Below are 16,254 nucleotides of genomic sequence, written 5' to 3' on the forward strand. Positions count from 1 at the left end.
GTTAATCTCCTAAAGTTATTTTCATTTTTTTAAGGTCTTTGAGAGCTGTATTGGTACGGACACTTTGTTTCTTGACCGTTTTGCCACTACCTTCCCACTCTATTTCTATATTTAGCCATTTGGCAAATGTTTGCACATTTTCATCTGTCCAGCCATACATATCAGGCATTTCTTCGACCTTATCAGATAGTATCAAGATCTGCTGATTAGCTTCCAAATTATCTCCTTCAGAAACCGAGAGCTCCTTGATCTTGGTTCCTGTTCCGATAACGATTGGTTGGACAAGGTTACGACGCAATTCCTCTGCTAGGTCACCCGGAGTAAAGTCCTTGGTAGCTGGCATCGCATAGCTTGTCGTCTTGCTGACCTGATCCAAGCTCTTGGCAGTTGACTGAAGATTGAGGGATTCTTTCATGGCAGAAGCTCGCTCAAGGATTGGGTTGGCAAACTCTCCCAGCTGAACACCCGAATAATGCACTGGCTGTTGCACCGTCACATAGAGGATAAAGTCAGGATTTTCTGCAGGATGCATCGACACAACAGAGAAGATATAGTTGGTTTCACCTGTAAGGTAACCCCCATTCTTCTCATCGGCAATCTGAGCAGTCCCTGATTTCAGGGCGACATTCTGACCTGGAACATTGACATTCGGCTTTCCTATGCTGTGGTTGTACATGGTACCGTAGACAGGATCTGTTCCGACCATGACCATGTGCTCCCGAGTAGAGGACGCTGCTGCTTTTGACACAGGATTTCCGACAATTTCCTTTTGAGACTTACGGACAGACTGGTCATTTGGATCATAGAGGGCACTGATAAATTTCGGCTCCAACATAACCCCATCGTTGGCAATAGCTGTAAAAGCACGAAGCATCTGGGTCTGGGTGACAGAGATCCCTTGTCCAAATGCACTCATGGCAATATTGACAATGTTATCAGCAGGTAATTGACCTGTGTACTCATCTGTCAGACCAAAACGGGTCGGTACCCCAAATTTAAAGCGATTGAGATAGCCCAGCCAGGTTGCATCTCCCATCTTTTGCTCAAGCAAGGTCATCCCGATATTACTTGAGTGGGCAAATCCTTGAGAGAAGGTCATGGTGCCACCACTAGTCAATCCTTCATTGACGTCCCAGTCTCGAATGGTCGCATCAGCTATTTTCAATTCACTACTGTTAAAGTACTCGCCACCAGGGAAGGTATTGTTATCAATAGCTGAGGCCAACATCATCACCTTCATAGTTGATCCTGGCTCATAGTTACTTTGATAGAGGATATCACGCCAGACAAAGTCTTTTGTGATGCCATCCTTGGTATCAGCATTGAAGGTCGGCCGTTGGGTTGTAGCCAGGATTTCCCCTGTCTTAGCGCTGACCAAGGTAGCCGTCATATACTTGCCTTTTACCTTTTCCTGAAAGGCATCCATCTGGGTTTCCATAAAGGATTGCAAGGGACTAGAAAGGGTTGTGTACACATCCTTTCCATCTACCGTTTGTTGGGAAGCTTGATCGGTACCCGGAACAATATTTCCCAAACGATCCTTCTCATAGGTAATGATCCCATCTGTACCTGCCAGAATGCTATTTAAAGAACTCTCCAATCCAGATGTCCCAATCAAGCTCTTGGTGCCATCCTCATTTTCATGGAGTTGTGCTAAACCGATAAAGGAAGAAGCAAACTGTCCATTGGGATAACTACGATTAGGGCTGGTTGTAAAGTCAACCCCCTCGACACCAGCAGTTTTGAGGTCGTTTTTAATGGCCATCATATTGGCATAGGTAATCCCATTTCCCTTGGTACCAAAGGATACCTGTTTTAGATCTGGCTGAGAAAGCTGTTCTTTGACATAGGACTCCTCCATATCCAGATACTTATGGAAAATTTCAGCTACCTTATTAAATTGAGAATCCTCTACATAGAGAATTTTGCCTGTTGCTGACTTGTAGGTCTTGTCAATAATAGCATAGATATTATAAGATGTCGCATCCTCTGCAATAGGTGTCCCATTTCGATCATAAATGGTCCCCCGCTTGGCTGGAATCGTCTTGGTTGTTTGGTGAACCTTTTTGGCTTCTTGAACCAAGTCCTTACCAAATTTTTTACCCGTTCCGATAATGACCGCAAAGTTGACCAAAAAGACAGCGAAGAGTATGACAGCCAATAAACTCAGGCTTTTCCCTACTCTTCGGCGATTTTCTTCTGGAGATTTACGGTTACGGACGGCATAACGGATGATTTTTTCTTTCCACTGTTTCATTTCTTACTCCGTTGCTCGGATATTTTCGTTATTCAGCTGCAAATTCTTAGAGTTTGCAATTTCTTTCAAACGTTCTGAACGAATCAATTCATTGACCTCTTGCTTGGCATCGTCTAGCTCGGTTTTCTTTTCTTCGATTTGAGCATTGACCTTGGTCAATTCATTCTGAACTTGTAATAGCTTGGTCTGCATAAACACAACGCTAACTGCCAGGATAATCATTGTTGCAGCAATCGAAACATAGAAGGCCTTTTCCACACGTGAAAAACCTTTAAACTTCGTTTGCAATAACTGGCTTGTTTTTTCGATTCTTTCTGCCATGTTTTTCCTCTTACTTGTGAATTTTTCTGGCCACGCGCAACTTGGCTGAATGCGAACGGTTGTTGGCTACTAGCTCTTCGGCACTTGGCAAGATCGGCTTACGGGATACCAACTCCATCTTAGGCTTAAGATCATCTGGAATGAAGGGCAAGCCTTTTGGAACTTCCACTGTAGAAGCTTCCTTGAATAATTGCTTGGTCAAACGGTCTTCCAGCGAATGGAAAGTAATGACCGAGATTCTACCATCCAGAGCCAGCATGTCCATGGCCTGCTGGATGGATTCATCTGCCGCACCCAGCTCATCATTGACTTCGATTCGGATAGCCTGGAAAATCTGCTTGGCAGGGTGCCCCTTTTTCTTGAGTTCCTTGGCGGGCTTTGCTGACTTGATAATCTCTGCCAACTCCGTCGTCGTCTCAATGGGTTTCACCTCACGCACTTGCTCAATCTTACGAGCAATCTGTTTAGAAAACTTATCCTCACCATACTTGAAAAAGATCCGAACCAGGTCATGATAGTCATAATGATTGACCACTTCATAGGCCGTCAGACTAGCTTCCTGATTCATCCGCATATCCAGTGATGCATCCTTTTTATAAGAAAAGCCACGCTCACGCTGATCCAGCTGAGGACTGGACACTCCCAAATCATAACAAATTCCATCAATTTCCTGGACACCAGCCTCCTGCAAACGTGCCTGCAAATGACGGAAGTTATCCTTGATAAAGGTTACCATCCCCTTTTCGATATAGGGTGCCAAACGTTTTTGCGCATTGTCAATGGCATTCTGGTCCTGGTCAAAGGCATAGAGATGCCCTTTTTCGCTCAATTTACTTAATAAATATTCGCTATGGCCCGCTCCGCCCAAAGTCGCATCAACGTAGATACCGTCAGGTTTTACGTCAAGCATATCAATCGTTTCATGAAGCAAGACCGTTACATGATGAAATTCTTTTGTCATATCTTATCTATTTTACCACAAATCCGACCAGCTTGCACTTGTCAGACAAGGCTAAGTTTCTTCGAAAAAAATTCTCAAAAATATGTCATATATACTTGACATATAACTCTCGAAAGAATATAATATAGTCAAATATATGCGACATATCAGAAAGGAGACCCTATGAATCGTGTCAAAGAATTCCGCAAGGAACTGGGCATTTCCCAGCTCGAGCTCGCCAAAGATATCGGTGTCTCGAGACAGACCATCAACATGATTGAAAATGACAAGTACAATCCAACTCTGGAACTCTGTCTCAATCTCGCCCGCAGCCTCCAAACTGACCTCAACAGTCTCTTTTGGGAAGACGATTTTTAAAAAAGGAGCAAACAAATGAAAAAAGAAACTCTCACTGACAAACTCATTAAACGCATATACGGTATTTCTGGTCCCCTTGATGAATACAAACGACGCGAAGCTGACCGCATCGGAAATAAAATCTTTGTGATTCTCTTTTACCTCATGACTTTAGGTAATCTTATTCCCTTTGTCCTTGCTTATAAATACCCGCAAATTGTCGCTATCGGCTATCCTATCGTGGTGTTTGGCATTTCGATGATTTCTGCTCTCTATGTGGTCTCCCAAACCAAGAAAACGGGCATCACAGCTATTGATCCCGAAATGCTGAACCAAAAAGAAAGTAAACAGCTACATTTTTCGGGGCTAAAATCCGGTCTAATCTACGGAATAGCGATATTTTTTATAATACCATTCATCGATACCCTAACAAGTGAAAATCCAAATTTCATCAGTTCTCTTCTGAATACAAAACATATTTTAAAAACTATACTGGGAGCTTTCTTTTTCGGACTGATGATGCAAATTGTCGTCACTCTTCGCATTCAAAAAGCCAAGGAAGACCAGGACGACGATTAGGAGGAAACTTATGAAATCACTAGCTAGACTACTGATCAGTCATGTTTTTATCAGTATTTTCCTTTCCTTCGCTCTTATTTCAGGAGCTGTTTCTCATACAGTTTTAATACTATTACTCCTCTTTCTTCCTGTGCTCAATAAAGGACTTGAGAAAATGCAATCAAAACGGGTACCTATCCTCAACACCGCCCTTTTCTTTCTCCTCATATCCTTGCCACAACTTTTCACCAACCCTGTCCAATGGAAATTTCCAATATTCCTAGTCATAACCATCATTTCAAGTTTGCCCTACTTCTATAACTTTTATCAAGTAGTTAAAGAAGTAGATCAAAAACAGTTGATTTAGGAGATCGCTCCCATGAAAAAAGAAGATTTCACCACTCGTTTACTCAAACTATTCTTTCACATACAAGGCCCCCTTGATGAATGCCGTCAAGAGATGATTTACAAGGCTTGTGCCCGTGCCTTGATCCAAATCGTTTACTCTTCCCTCCTACTCTTCTTGTTTTATCTTCTATGTGGACGCTTCATAGAATTGGTTCGAGATGCTATGCCCTACCTCTATTTTGGTCTTATCTTCATCCTCTCATCTAGGGTGAGACTAGCAGTTCGCGACTTACATTTGGACAAGGACGACCAGTCCGAGATTCATCACAAAAGCTACAGCAAAAGTCAAATCAAAGTTCGTAGTTGGGGTGTATTCCTCAGCATTCAGCTTGGTCTCTTCCTCTTACTAATCTTTCATAAACTCTTTGTCCAGCGTATTCCCCTCGACACCTTTTGGGATAATCTCTCCCAGTTCGATAAAATGCTCCCTTTACAAGTGTTGAGTTTGGGAATTGGTGCCATCTTTGGAACCATGACCTACGCCTTTTTATCGGAACACGTTAAAGAATAGACCAAGATTCGCTAATTTCTCATTTCATAGGCAAAGAATCCCACCTAGCTCGTTCTAGGTGGGATTTCCTCTTCAATTCATAGGATATTTTCCAAAATATCTACTGACCCTCGTCACCAATTCTCCCACTGGGTTTCAATCTTGACTTCGCCATAATTGCTTGGCGAGTACTTGCTGTCATAAATGGTACACCAATCTTTCAAGACTCTCTGGTTGACGATTTCGTCGTAGTAAGAATCCAAATCCTTAGCAGTGATGCCGTACTGCTCTAGGTAGGATTTCACCTGAGCCTCGTCTTCGATATAATTTTTCGTATCTGTCTTCTTCAAAACTATTTTGATAAATTTTTTTAAATTACGTTCTTTATGAGAATACACAGTCCACATTTTTATACTAACGTTGGACTCTATCCGTTTTTCAAATGATATCGAACCAGTTTGATCTTCAGTATAAAAACTAAAACCAATTCTTAGTTCAAGATAACCTTCCGGAAGAGTTATATAATTCCCTGAAGGGGTATATTTTAAAAATTCTCCATCACTTGGCCAAACGGGTTTAATATCAAAGCCATCTATATTTCTTAAAATATTATTTGTCTGATAAGTTTTCTCAGTCTCCTGGTAGATTTCATCAAAAATGTTTTTCGGTTGTTTAGGAAAAAAGTAAAAATAGGATAATACGATTATTGCGACTAACGCTACTAAACCGAGGATTTTCTTCATGTTGTCACCAATTCTCCCACTGGGTTTCAATCTTGACATCGCCATAGTTGCTTGGTGAATACTTACTGTTATAGATGGAACACCAGTCTTTCAAGACTTTCTGGTTGACGATTTCGTCGTAGTCCTTCTCTAATTCTTCTTTGGTTATGTTATATTTTTTTAAATAGTTTCTTACTTTTTCTTCATCATCAAGATATTGACCTGGTTGCCTTGGCTCTTCAAAAATCGCAAGCTCCTTTTGAAGTACTTTCTTTTTTATATTATAGTGTGCTGAATACCATAGGGTAATATCCGAATTAATCCTTTTTTCAAAACGTATCGTCATTCCTTTAATACCTTCTCCGAAATTAAAGCTAATACTTATGTCTTTATAACCTTCAGGATGAGTTTGATATTTCCCTGAAGGGGTGTATGCAAAATATTCTCCATCGTTAGGCCAATCGGGTCTGATTTTAAACCCATCTATATGCCTTAAAATATTATTTGTTCGATAAGTTTCCTCCGTTTCTTGATAGATTTCATCAAAAATGTTTTTAGGTTGACGCACAAAAAAGTAAAAACAAGATGATACGATTATCACGAATAAAGCTACTAGGCCTAGGATTTTCTTCATGTTATCACCAATTCTCCCACTGGGTTTCAATCTTGACATCGCCATAGTTGCTCGGTGAATACTTGCTGTCATAAATGGTACACCAATCTTTCAAGACTTTCTGGTTGACGATTTCGTCGTAGTAAGAATCCAAATCCTTAGCTGTAATACCGTACTGCTCTAGGTAGGATTTCACCTGAGTTTCGTCTTCAATATAACTATCCTCATTTCCTGATATTACAATCTGAATTGACTTTGTGATTGTTTTAGTATTTGGATTATATTTGTTGACCATCCATAGCTTCGTACCATCAGCTATTTTTCTCTCAAATGAAACAAACAGCTCGTTAGAATAATTTTTAAAATTAAAATCAATAGATATATTATTAAAATTTTGAGGGTTGCTTTTACTAGTATACAATCCAAATGGATTTTGAGAGATATTAGGGTCATCAGTTGGCCAAACTGGTTTAATGTCAAAGCCATCTATATTTCTTAAAATATTATTTGACCGATAGGTTTTCTCCGTCTCCTGATAAATCTCATCAAAAATGTTTTTAGGTTGTTGGGTAACAAAGTAGAAACAGGATAATACAATTAATGCTAATAACGCTATTAGACCTAAAATTTTTTTCATCATCATCCTCCTAATCGGCCACAGCTTCTAAACGATTTAAAAATTTGGACACACCTTGATAATTACTTTCAATATACGCTTTAATTGCATCTTCCCCTTTTTCCATAACCTCTAATGGAAGGATACTGGCATAGATAGTGCTTCTTACTTGCTTCCAATCCTTATTTTGCAAGAATTCTCTTTCTCTCACAGAAGAATCCTTTTGAAGGTCAGCATAGTAAGAAGATATAGCTTGATCATAGGATTGTCCTTTCTGCATACGACCGATGAGATTGACCGAGTCCAAATCTGCCTTGTAATCATCCTCGCCAATACTTGGTTTCTTATCTGTAGCGTTAAAGGTCGTGTCTCCCTCCCAACCTGAAAGGTCCCTAACATGCTCTCTACCGCCATAGACATCGGATAACTGAACTTGATTAGGATTAAGGTGAGTCGCCATAGTGATGGACTGGTGGGTAAAGTCCGCATGACCTGCTCCATTGTTAGAATAAGCCTTTAGCTTGGTGTTCCAAAATTGGTCGAAATCTGCTGAACTGCCATAGATTGAATCATAAGTTATCTTGGCCTTCTCGTAAAACTTATAATCAAATTGTTTTATTTGTTTGGCTTTTTTGTAATCCCCTCCCGCCATTTCATGCTGCAATCTAAGATTATAAATCAATTTTTTGGCATCTGTTTCTTCTTTGATTCCAAGTTCTTTAAAAATTTCAAGAAGTGGTTTTTCTACTGTTCTTGATTTTCCTGTAATCGAACTGCCAACAGTCACATTATAAAAATAAGTTTTCAAATGCCCCGCCGTTTCATTCCACTGAAATCCATCATAGTAGGCAGCACCAACGACTCGTAAAAAGATATAGTCACGAAACCCTTGACTAGAGGTTGGAAATTTTCTGTCTATTCCTTGCTTGATGGTCAAGAGTTGCTGGGCTGTCTCTGCATCAAAGCCGTATTCTGCCATCATGGTCTGGACAAAGGCCTTCTCTTGACGACTGTGCTTCATATCCTTTGTGTCAGAATAGGCAGACAGGTAGTTGGCCCAAGTCAGGTCAGATGGAATTTTAAAGACCCCTGTCTTTGCATCCCAGCTCGATTCGATCTGGGCTAGTCCACGACTCAACTGCACATCGATACTGTCTAGTTCATCGAACAGTCCTCCTGAGTAGCTATCATAGGCTCGCAGGTCTCTCAAAATCGTTTCATAGACGCGTTTATTGGCATGGTGTCCTCGCATGAGTTCCACATTACTGCGTCTCAATCTCCCCTTTTCTTCACTATCCATGGTCAAGCTAGAAAGAGATTGGTTGACTTCATCTAGATAAGCAATCATTTGCTCTTCCTGTCGGATCTTATCAAGCAGATCATCCTCACGCCAACTCTTGCTGTCGACCATCGTTTGGTAGTCTGCTGGTAGTTTCTTGATGGCTTGAGAGAAGTTTTCTGCATAAAGTTGTCCCCCTTTGCTCAAGGGTAATAAGACACTTGCAAAAAAGCTTCTAGCCGAATCATAAGCGTCGCCCTTTAGACTCTCTGTATCCTCTGAAAATTTTTGAATAGCTGATTGCAAGTCTTGATAAGCCGCCTCCTGAGATTGGCACATGGTCGCTACACTCGAACTTTGTAGTTGTGATTGTTCCAGATACATATCAATGCCCATGTCGTTTCTCCTCCTCTCTTTCTAGTTCCTTGCGTCTTTCATAGTAGACCTCATCCAAGTCTCCCTCTAACCGGAATTTTTCTTTTTTCAAATCATCCATGCGGTAGCTGAGCTCCTCAAGGATTTGGTTTTTAAGTTGGTTTCTTTGCAGGAGCGTTTCTTCCAACTGTCCTGCATATCGACTCTGATAGGCCGCCTCCCACAAATCATTTTGATAACGGTGACTAGCTCTATCATATCCTTCAAAGGTTTCTATCAGTTCTTTGGTGCGATACTTCTCTTTTCCATTGTCTTCTAGCTGGTACAAGAGGTCTCGCTCTCTTTTCTTCAACTCATCCAACCTGCTCATGTATGACTCCTAAAACCATTGGCACCCGCTTCATCTAGCGCCTCAAAATCACTCGCTATAGAGTGAAGACGTTCGGAAGTCAGGGTGACAGCAGCCGAAATCTGACTAGCTAGATTTTGAGACTTTGTCAGACATTGATGGGCCTTGTTATTCCCTTGAAGGGTCGTTAATTCGTCTTGGCTAGCCACAGCGATATCTGTTAAAGATTGACAAGCATTTTTCAGCTGACTCGCATACATCTGAGCAATATTTAGATCACTTTTTACTGTTGACATGACTGTTCTATCCTTTTTCTCAATCCCTAGTGTTAGGTTTACTTCATTTAGCTACATAGGCTTATTATACCATGTTTCATAGAAGGAGCATCATTTTGTGCTGATTTATTAACAATTGTGTATTTTTCAACAACCTCTCCCATCCGACTCGACGAAAGAAGTAAAAACTGTTACAATGTAGAAAAAGAAAAGAGGCCCTCATGACTTCACTTTATGATTTTTCCGTTTTAAACCAAAACAACCAAGTAACTCCCTTGGAGAGCTATCGTGGTAAAATTCTCTTGATTGTCAACACTGCTACCGGATGTGGCTTAACCCCCCAGTACCAAGGGCTCCAAGAACTCTATGATCGCTATCAAGGTCAGGGTTTTGAAATCTTAGATTTCCCTTGCAATCAATTCATGGGACAAGCACCTGGCAGCGCAGAGGAAATCAATAGCTTCTGTAGCCTACACTATCAGACTACTTTCCCTTGTTTCGCCAAGATCAAGGTCAACGGCAAGGAAACCGATCCTCTTTACGTTTGGTTAAAAGACCAGAAATCAGGCCCTCTAGGAAAACGAATCGAATGGAATTTCGCTAAGTTTCTCATTGGTCGAGATGGGCAAGTCTTCGAGCGCTTCTCTTCCAAAACAGACCCCCAAACCATCCAAGAATTTATCCAGAATTTACTCTAATTTCTTTTTAAAACGCATTCTTTCATTTAGTTTGAGTCCTGAAAGGATGCGTTTTTTCTTTAAAAAGTAACTGATTTTCTTTAATTTATATTTATTTTTTGCTTTTTTGCTATTGCAATTCTTTCATTAATTTAGTATATTTGTTATATTAAAAGTTTTCAGTCATTTTAAGGGAGAAATGACCTTTTAAATTTTTTTATCTTAAAATGAAAGCGCTTTATAAACAGGGAGGTAAGGGGCTTACAAATTATCAGAGAATTGATTTATCGTAAAATAAAGTTGCAACCAAGTCAGACTTGGGCTCGGGCAGTAGCTGACTGCCTTTCTAAAAACTAGGAGTATATTATGAATCGATACCTTTTTGAAAAAGGGCAAACTTTTAGCATTCGGAAGTTGACTGTAGGTGTGGCCTCTGTCATCGTCGGACTGGCATTTTTTGCTTCTGGAACCGTGCGTGCAGACGAAACATCTCCTGCCACGACATCCAATCTTGACAAACAGATTGAGCAAGTCGCAGATATAGAAGAAGCCAAGGCTGAACCAGTCAAAGAAGAAGGCCAAGTAGAGACTAAAAAACAAGAAACACCAGCTACCGATACCAGCAGTGCTGATTTGCTCCCTGAAGAAATTCAGGACCGTGCTTATCCAGACACACCTGTCAAAGAACTCGACACGACTACTATCGTTGACCAGAAAGCTAGTCCAGAAGTAGAAACTAAGAGCATTCTAAAGGATAAGGAAGAAGCTCCAAAAGAAGCTGAAAACGGAAACCGTGCTATTATTAACGGTGGACAAGACCTCAAACACATCAACTACGAGGGACAGCCTGCTACTGCTGCTACTATGGTTTACAGCACTTACAATGCAGGGGAGCAACGTTACCTCGTTTCAGGCTCAGGTATCTTTGTAGCCCCTAACCTGATCCTTACCGTCGCTCATAACTTCCTAGAAGCAAATAAAGAAACTGGTGAAGGCCACATTCGTGGTGGAAAATCTGCCCAGTTCTACTATAACGTTGGCTCAAACAGCGAAAAGAAAAACTCACTTCCATCTTCTGGAACTACGGTTTTATTTAGAGAAAAGGATATCCATTTCTGGAATAAGAAGGAGTTTGGAAAAGGCTATAAAAACGACCTTGCTCTTATAGAAGCTCCTACTCCTCTTCCAATTGCTAGCCCAAACAAAGCAGCAACCTTTGCACCTTTAGCAGATCACAAGACGCATCAACCAGGAGAATCCATTAGTACGATTGGCTACCCAACTGACTCGAGCTCGAAAGAGTTAAAACAGCCTATCCTAGCTGGCCAACTTTACAAGGCAGACGGAACTATCCGATCTGTTGAGTCTTATGATGATAAGGGAACGACCGGTATCACCTACCAAACCACTTCTGTATCTGGTTTGTCTGGTGGTGGGATTGTAGATAGCCAAGGAAAAGTTCTCGGTGTTCACCAACACGGAACCGTTGACAATGGTGTTCCTGAAAAGGATCGCTTTGGTGGCGGACTCGTCCTTTCACCTGAACAACTGAAATGGGTTAAGGACATGATTGCCAAATATGGTGTGAAAGGCTGGTACCAAGGAGATAACGGAAATCGTTACTACTTTACCGATGAGGGGCGTATGCTTCGGAACGAAACAGCTGTTATCGGAAGCAACGAATATTCCTTCAACCAAGATGGGATTGCTACCTTAACCAAGGGAGTTGAATACGGACGTGTGGTTATTCAACACGAAGATGAAGAAGGAAATCCAGTCAAAGATAATGATACTTTTATCGAACAGACGAGTGTCGGAGCAGAATTCAACTATAACTTTAAGTCAGAAATCGAGAAAACGGACTTCTATCAGAAAAATAAAGACAAATACGAAATTGTATCAATCGATAAATCACCTGTTAATAAACAGCTAAAAGATACGTGGGCTGAAGATCACAATGTTGTCAGCAAAGCGCCTGCCGGTACTCGTATCATCAAGGTTGTCTATAAAGTCAACAAAGGCTCTTTTAAAGTTTACTACCGTCAAAAGGGAACAAGTACTGAACTAGCTGAGGCAACAGTTGATAACAATGAAGGCCAAGAATATGAGGTTTCCTTTGTCAACACCTTCCATGCAAAAGACATTGCTGGCTACCGTCCAGTAAAAGCTAGTTTGGAAGCAAGAATCCAGCAAAAAGGGGTGAATGAGGTCGTCTTTGAATACGAACCAATCGCTGATACAGCCAATCCAACAACTCCGACTCCTCCAGTTGCTCATCCAGAAGATAAAGAAACTGAGATTGGCAATCATGGACCTCTTCCAAGCAAGGCCCAACTCGATTACCACAAGGAAGAATTGGCAGCCTTCATCCACTACGGAATGAACACTTATACCAATTCTGAATGGGGAAATGGGAAAGAAGACCCTCGATACTTCAATCCAACCAACTTGGATACAGACCAATGGATTCGCACGCTGAAGGAAACTGGCTTCAAACGGACCATTATGGTTGTTAAACACCACGACGGTTTCGTTGCTTACCCTTCTAAGTATACGAATCATACCGTAGCTGCTAGCCCATGGAAAGATGGTAAGGGTGACCTTCTCGAAGAAGTTTCCAAGTCTGCTAGCAAGTACGACATGAACATGGGTGTTTACCTATCACCATGGGATGCCAACCATCCAAAATACCATGTCGCAACCGAAAAAGAATACAACCAATACTATCTCAACCAGCTGAAAGAAATCCTTGGTAATCCGAAATACGGTAACAAAGGGAAATTTATCGAAGTTTGGATGGACGGTGCACGTGGTAGCGGTGCCCAAAAAGTAACCTATACCTTTGATGAATGGTTCAAATACATCAAAGAAGCCGAAGGAGATATCGCCATCTTCTCTGCTCAGCCAACAAGCGTTCGCTGGATCGGAAATGAACGAGGTATCGCAGGTGACCCTGTTTGGCATAAAGTCAAAAGGGCCAACATCACAGACGATGTGAAAAATGAATACCTCAACCATGGTGACCCTGATGGTGATATGTATTCTGTAGGGGAAGCTGATGTTTCGATCCGTTCGGGCTGGTTCTATCATGACAATCAACAGCCGAAATCACTCAAAGAGTTGATGGACATCTACTTCAAGTCCGTTGGTCGTGGAACCCCACTCCTTCTCAATATTCCACCAAATAAAGAAGGAAAATTCGCAGATGCAGATGTGGCTCGCTTGAAGGAGTTCAAAGCAACCCTAGACCAAATGTATGCGACTGACTTTGCCAAAGGTGCCACTGTAACAGCAAGTTCGACTCGTCAAAACCACCTCTACAAGGAAAGTCACCTCACAGACGGTAAAGATGACACCAGCTGGGCGCTCTCAAATGATGCCACAACCGGTAGCTTTACAGTCGACTTGGGGCAAAAGAGACGCTTTGACGTCGTTGAACTCAAGGAAGATATCGCCAAAGGCCAACGTATCTCTGGTTTCAAGATTGAAGTCGAAATCAACGGACGTTGGGTGACATACGGTGAAGGTTCGACCGTTGGTTACCGTCGCTTGGTTCAAGGCAAGCCTGTAGAGGCACAAAAAATCCGTGTGACCATCACCGGTGCTCAAGCAACTCCAATCTTGACCAACTTCTCAGTCTACAAGACACCAAGCAGCATTGAAAAGACAGATGGCTACCCTCTTGGACTTGAATACCACTCAAACACAACGGCAGATACAGCTGGAACAACTTGGTACAATGAATCTGAAGGTGTTCGTGGCACTTCTATGTGGACCAATCAAAAAGATGCCAAAGTAAGCTATACCTTCACAGGAACCAAGGCCTATGTCGTCTCTACGGTCGATCCAGGTCATGGAGAAATGTCCGTCTACGTTGATGGTCAAAAGGTTGCCGATGTGCAAACTAAGAATGCTAGCCGTAAACGCAGCCAAAAAGTCTTTGAGACAGGCGATTTAGCACCTGGCCAACACACTATTACTCTTGTAAACAAAACAGGCGAACCAATTGCTACAGAAGGAATCTACACCCTAAACAATGATAGCAAGGGAATGTTTGAACTCGAGTCTACCAACTACGAAGTCGAAAAAGGAAAACCAGTCACTGTTAAAATTAAACGTGTTGGTGGAAGCAAAGGGGCTGCTACTGTGCGCTTCATCACGGAACCTGGAACTGGGGTTCACGGTAAAGTTTACCAAGATACAACTCAAGATGTGACTTTTGAAGATGGAGAAACAGAAAAGACTGTGACCATCCCAACGATTGACTTTACAGAACAAGCCGACTCTATCTTTGACTTTAAAGCCAAGCTCACTTCTGTTTCTGATGGTGCCTTGCTCGGTTTTGCTACCGATGCAACAATCCAAGTGATGAAAGCTGAATTGCTGATCAAGGATCAAAAAAGCTATGATGACCAAGCTAGTCAGTTGGATTATAGTCCTGGCTGGCACCATGAAACCAATTCGGCAGACAAGTACCAAAAAACGGAGTCTTGGGCTTCCTTTGGTCGCTTAACTGACGAGCAAAAGAAAAAGACAACTGTCACAGCCTACTTCTACGGTACTGGACTTGATATCAAGGGCTATGTCGATCCAAATCATGGTATCTACAAAGTCTTCCTAGATGGCAAAGAAGTTCCTTACCAAGATGGCATGGGAAATGCTTCAACTATTGATGGTAAGAAATACTTTAGCGGTCGTGCAGCCCAACGCCAAGGTAATCAAACTCTGGTTAGCATAAAAGGTCTAGACGAGAACTTGCACGCAGTCACCCTTCAACTCGATCCTGATCGAAACGATTTGTCTCGAAATATCGGTATTCAGGTAGACCAATTTATCACTCGTGGCGAAGGTAGCGAACTCTACAGCAAGGCAGATATCATCCAGTCTATCTCTAAATGGAAAGACGATCTGTCCAACTTTGACCCAGCAGGCTTGAAAAATACGGCTACTGCACGCCAAGCTTTCCAAGCAAATCTAGAAAAATTGAGAAACCAACTCAGTGCCGAAGCTGTGGATGTTCAAGAAGTCATGTTAACTGTCAGCGCCTTACAAGATATCCTGTCCAAGGACGAGAACTATCAAAGAGGGCAAGAGGAACCTAGTCCAGATCAACCTGAACAGCCTGAAGAACCTGAGAAACCTGACCAGCCTGAGAAACCTGCTGAACCAAAACAACCGGAAATTGAGTACGATAAGGCTATGGACAGCTTGACAAAAGCTATCGAGAAAAAAGTCGCTGAGCTTGGATCCAACAAGGAAGCTAAGAAGAAATTAGTTGAAATTGCAGATCAAGCCATTGCTGCAATCCAAGAAGCTAAAACTCAGGAAGTAGTCAATCAAGCGCTAGAAACTGCTCTTGAACAAATCAACAAGCTCGAACCAGCCCAACCGGAAAAACCAGCTGAGTCTGAGAAGCCGGCGCAACCTGAGAAACCTGCTCAACCTGAAAAACCAGCGCAACCGGAAACTCCAGTTCAGCCTGAAAAACCAGTTCAACCTGAGAAACCTGCTGAACCTGAGAAACCTGCTCAGCCTGAAAAACCAGCGCAACCTGAAAAACCTGCTCAACCTGAAAAACCTGCTCAACCTGAAAAGCCAGCTCAGCCTGAGAAACCAGCGCAACCTGAAACTCCAGTTCAGCCTGAAAAACCAGTTCAACCTGAGAAACCTGCTGAACCTGAGAAACCTGCTCAGCCTGAAAAACCAGCGCAACCTGAAAAACCTGCTCAACCTGAAAAACCAGCGCAACCGGAAACTCCAGTTCAGCCTGAAAAACCAGTTCAACCTGAGAAACCTGCTGAACCTGAGAAACCTGCTGAGCCTGAAAAACCGGCTCAACCTGAAAAACCGGCTCAACCTGAAAAGCCAGCTCAGCCTGAGAAACCGACGCAACCGGAAACTCCAGCTCAACCTGAACAACCTGCTCAGCCTGAAAAACCGGCGCAACCTGAAACTCCTGCTCAACCTGAAAAACCTGCTCAGCCTGAAAAACCAGCGCAACCGGAAACTCCAGTTCA

General features: G+C 42.1%; 15 protein-coding genes. 6 read left to right on the forward strand and 9 right to left on the reverse strand.

The genetic code is table 11. The annotated features are described in order from the left end of the window. Position 1 precedes the first annotated feature (1 nt). From pbp2X to rsmH, 3 genes are read right to left on the reverse strand one after another with little or no spacing between them, the layout of a single operon-like run. A complete protein-coding gene (gene pbp2X / locus HMPREF1125_RS06420) occupies positions 2–2,257 on the reverse strand; it encodes a penicillin-binding protein PBP2X (RefSeq protein ID WP_000816032.1) in 2,256 nt (751 codons plus the stop codon). A 3-nt stretch (positions 2,258–2,260) separates the two neighbouring features. Then, positions 2,261–2,578: a cell division protein FtsL gene (gene ftsL / locus HMPREF1125_RS06425; RefSeq protein ID WP_000840799.1), complete on the reverse strand. Its 318-nt coding sequence runs from the start codon at positions 2,576–2,578 to the stop codon at positions 2,261–2,263. A gap of 10 nt (positions 2,579–2,588) precedes the next feature. Further along, on the reverse strand, positions 2,589–3,539 hold the full coding sequence (gene rsmH / locus HMPREF1125_RS06430; protein WP_000159391.1) for a 16S rRNA (cytosine(1402)-N(4))-methyltransferase RsmH: 951 nt from the start codon (positions 3,537–3,539) through the stop codon (positions 2,589–2,591). Between the two features lie 162 nt (positions 3,540–3,701). On the opposite strand from rsmH, the gene HMPREF1125_RS06435 reads away from it, so the two are divergent. From HMPREF1125_RS06435 to HMPREF1125_RS06450, 4 genes are read left to right on the forward strand one after another with little or no spacing between them, the layout of a single operon-like run. Further along, positions 3,702–3,896, forward strand: a complete 195-nt coding sequence (locus HMPREF1125_RS06435; RefSeq protein WP_001082470.1) for a helix-turn-helix transcriptional regulator — start codon at positions 3,702–3,704, stop codon at positions 3,894–3,896. 15 nt (positions 3,897–3,911) lie between these two features. Continuing rightward, on the forward strand, positions 3,912–4,454 hold the full coding sequence (locus HMPREF1125_RS12555) for a DUF3278 domain-containing protein (protein WP_000712408.1): 543 nt from the start codon (positions 3,912–3,914) through the stop codon (positions 4,452–4,454). A gap of 10 nt (positions 4,455–4,464) precedes the next feature. Then, positions 4,465–4,800 carry a hypothetical protein gene (locus HMPREF1125_RS06445; RefSeq protein ID WP_000838126.1) on the forward strand — a complete coding sequence of 112 codons (336 nt, stop codon included), beginning with the start codon at positions 4,465–4,467 and terminating at the stop codon, positions 4,798–4,800. Between the two features lie 12 nt (positions 4,801–4,812). After that, entirely contained in the window at positions 4,813–5,352 is a 540-nt protein-coding gene (locus HMPREF1125_RS06450) for a DUF3278 domain-containing protein (protein ID WP_000711222.1), read from the forward strand. Between the two features lie 113 nt (positions 5,353–5,465). Here HMPREF1125_RS06450 and HMPREF1125_RS06455 read toward each other — a convergent pair whose 3' ends face one another. Genes HMPREF1125_RS06455 through HMPREF1125_RS06480 form a run of 6 tightly spaced genes read right to left on the reverse strand, consistent with a single transcriptional unit; the run spans position 5,466 to position 9,581 of the window. Continuing rightward, a complete protein-coding gene (locus HMPREF1125_RS06455; protein ID WP_000721851.1) occupies positions 5,466–6,074 on the reverse strand; it encodes a TipC family immunity protein in 609 nt (202 codons plus the stop codon). Between the two features lie 4 nt (positions 6,075–6,078). Then, a complete protein-coding gene (locus HMPREF1125_RS06460; protein WP_000721849.1) occupies positions 6,079–6,687 on the reverse strand; it encodes a TipC family immunity protein in 609 nt (202 codons plus the stop codon). A 4-nt stretch (positions 6,688–6,691) separates the two neighbouring features. After that, entirely contained in the window at positions 6,692–7,303 is a 612-nt protein-coding gene (locus tag HMPREF1125_RS06465) for a TipC family immunity protein (RefSeq protein ID WP_000721845.1), read from the reverse strand. A 10-nt stretch (positions 7,304–7,313) separates the two neighbouring features. After that, on the reverse strand, positions 7,314–8,957 hold the full coding sequence (locus HMPREF1125_RS06470; protein ID WP_000510500.1) for a T7SS effector LXG polymorphic toxin: 1,644 nt from the start codon (positions 8,955–8,957) through the stop codon (positions 7,314–7,316). Continuing rightward, positions 8,947–9,306 carry a DUF3958 family protein gene (locus HMPREF1125_RS06475; protein WP_000088601.1) on the reverse strand — a complete coding sequence of 120 codons (360 nt, stop codon included), beginning with the start codon at positions 9,304–9,306 and terminating at the stop codon, positions 8,947–8,949. Before HMPREF1125_RS06475 ends, HMPREF1125_RS06470 begins: the two co-directional genes overlap by 11 nt. Continuing rightward, on the reverse strand, positions 9,303–9,581 hold the full coding sequence (locus tag HMPREF1125_RS06480) for a TIGR04197 family type VII secretion effector (protein ID WP_000108751.1): 279 nt from the start codon (positions 9,579–9,581) through the stop codon (positions 9,303–9,305). Before HMPREF1125_RS06480 ends, HMPREF1125_RS06475 begins: the two co-directional genes overlap by 4 nt. Before the next feature lie 200 nt (positions 9,582–9,781). On the opposite strand from HMPREF1125_RS06480, the gene HMPREF1125_RS06485 reads away from it, so the two are divergent. Then, entirely contained in the window at positions 9,782–10,258 is a 477-nt protein-coding gene (locus tag HMPREF1125_RS06485) for a glutathione peroxidase (protein WP_000203077.1), read from the forward strand. Between the two features lie 345 nt (positions 10,259–10,603). Then, on the forward strand, positions 10,604–16,254 hold a 5,651-nt coding region (locus HMPREF1125_RS06490; protein WP_001083112.1), incomplete at its 3' end, for an alpha-L-fucosidase.

This window comes from Streptococcus oralis SK304 (assembly GCF_000287715.1).
Taxonomy (GTDB): domain Bacteria; phylum Bacillota; class Bacilli; order Lactobacillales; family Streptococcaceae; genus Streptococcus; species Streptococcus oralis_Y.

What these genes read in the sequence shown, in the direction of transcription:
- pbp2X (WP_000816032.1), bottom strand. Translation starts at nt 2,257, where the DNA reads ATGAAACAGTGGAAAGAAAAAATCATCCGTTATGCCGTCCGTAACCGT.
- ftsL (WP_000840799.1), bottom strand. Translation starts at nt 2,578, where the DNA reads ATGGCAGAAAGAATCGAAAAAACAAGCCAGTTATTGCAAACGAAGTTT.
- rsmH (WP_000159391.1), bottom strand. Translation starts at nt 3,539, where the DNA reads ATGACAAAAGAATTTCATCATGTAACGGTCTTGCTTCATGAAACGATT.
- HMPREF1125_RS06435 (WP_001082470.1), top strand. Translation starts at nt 3,702, where the DNA reads ATGAATCGTGTCAAAGAATTCCGCAAGGAACTGGGCATTTCCCAGCTC.
- HMPREF1125_RS12555 (WP_000712408.1), top strand. Translation starts at nt 3,912, where the DNA reads ATGAAAAAAGAAACTCTCACTGACAAACTCATTAAACGCATATACGGT.
- HMPREF1125_RS06445 (WP_000838126.1), top strand. Translation starts at nt 4,465, where the DNA reads ATGAAATCACTAGCTAGACTACTGATCAGTCATGTTTTTATCAGTATT.
- HMPREF1125_RS06450 (WP_000711222.1), top strand. Translation starts at nt 4,813, where the DNA reads ATGAAAAAAGAAGATTTCACCACTCGTTTACTCAAACTATTCTTTCAC.
- HMPREF1125_RS06455 (WP_000721851.1), bottom strand. Translation starts at nt 6,074, where the DNA reads ATGAAGAAAATCCTCGGTTTAGTAGCGTTAGTCGCAATAATCGTATTA.
- HMPREF1125_RS06460 (WP_000721849.1), bottom strand. Translation starts at nt 6,687, where the DNA reads ATGAAGAAAATCCTAGGCCTAGTAGCTTTATTCGTGATAATCGTATCA.
- HMPREF1125_RS06465 (WP_000721845.1), bottom strand. Translation starts at nt 7,303, where the DNA reads ATGAAAAAAATTTTAGGTCTAATAGCGTTATTAGCATTAATTGTATTA.
- HMPREF1125_RS06470 (WP_000510500.1), bottom strand. Translation starts at nt 8,957, where the DNA reads ATGGGCATTGATATGTATCTGGAACAATCACAACTACAAAGTTCGAGT.
- HMPREF1125_RS06475 (WP_000088601.1), bottom strand. Translation starts at nt 9,306, where the DNA reads ATGAGCAGGTTGGATGAGTTGAAGAAAAGAGAGCGAGACCTCTTGTAC.
- HMPREF1125_RS06480 (WP_000108751.1), bottom strand. Translation starts at nt 9,581, where the DNA reads ATGTCAACAGTAAAAAGTGATCTAAATATTGCTCAGATGTATGCGAGT.
- HMPREF1125_RS06485 (WP_000203077.1), top strand. Translation starts at nt 9,782, where the DNA reads ATGACTTCACTTTATGATTTTTCCGTTTTAAACCAAAACAACCAAGTA.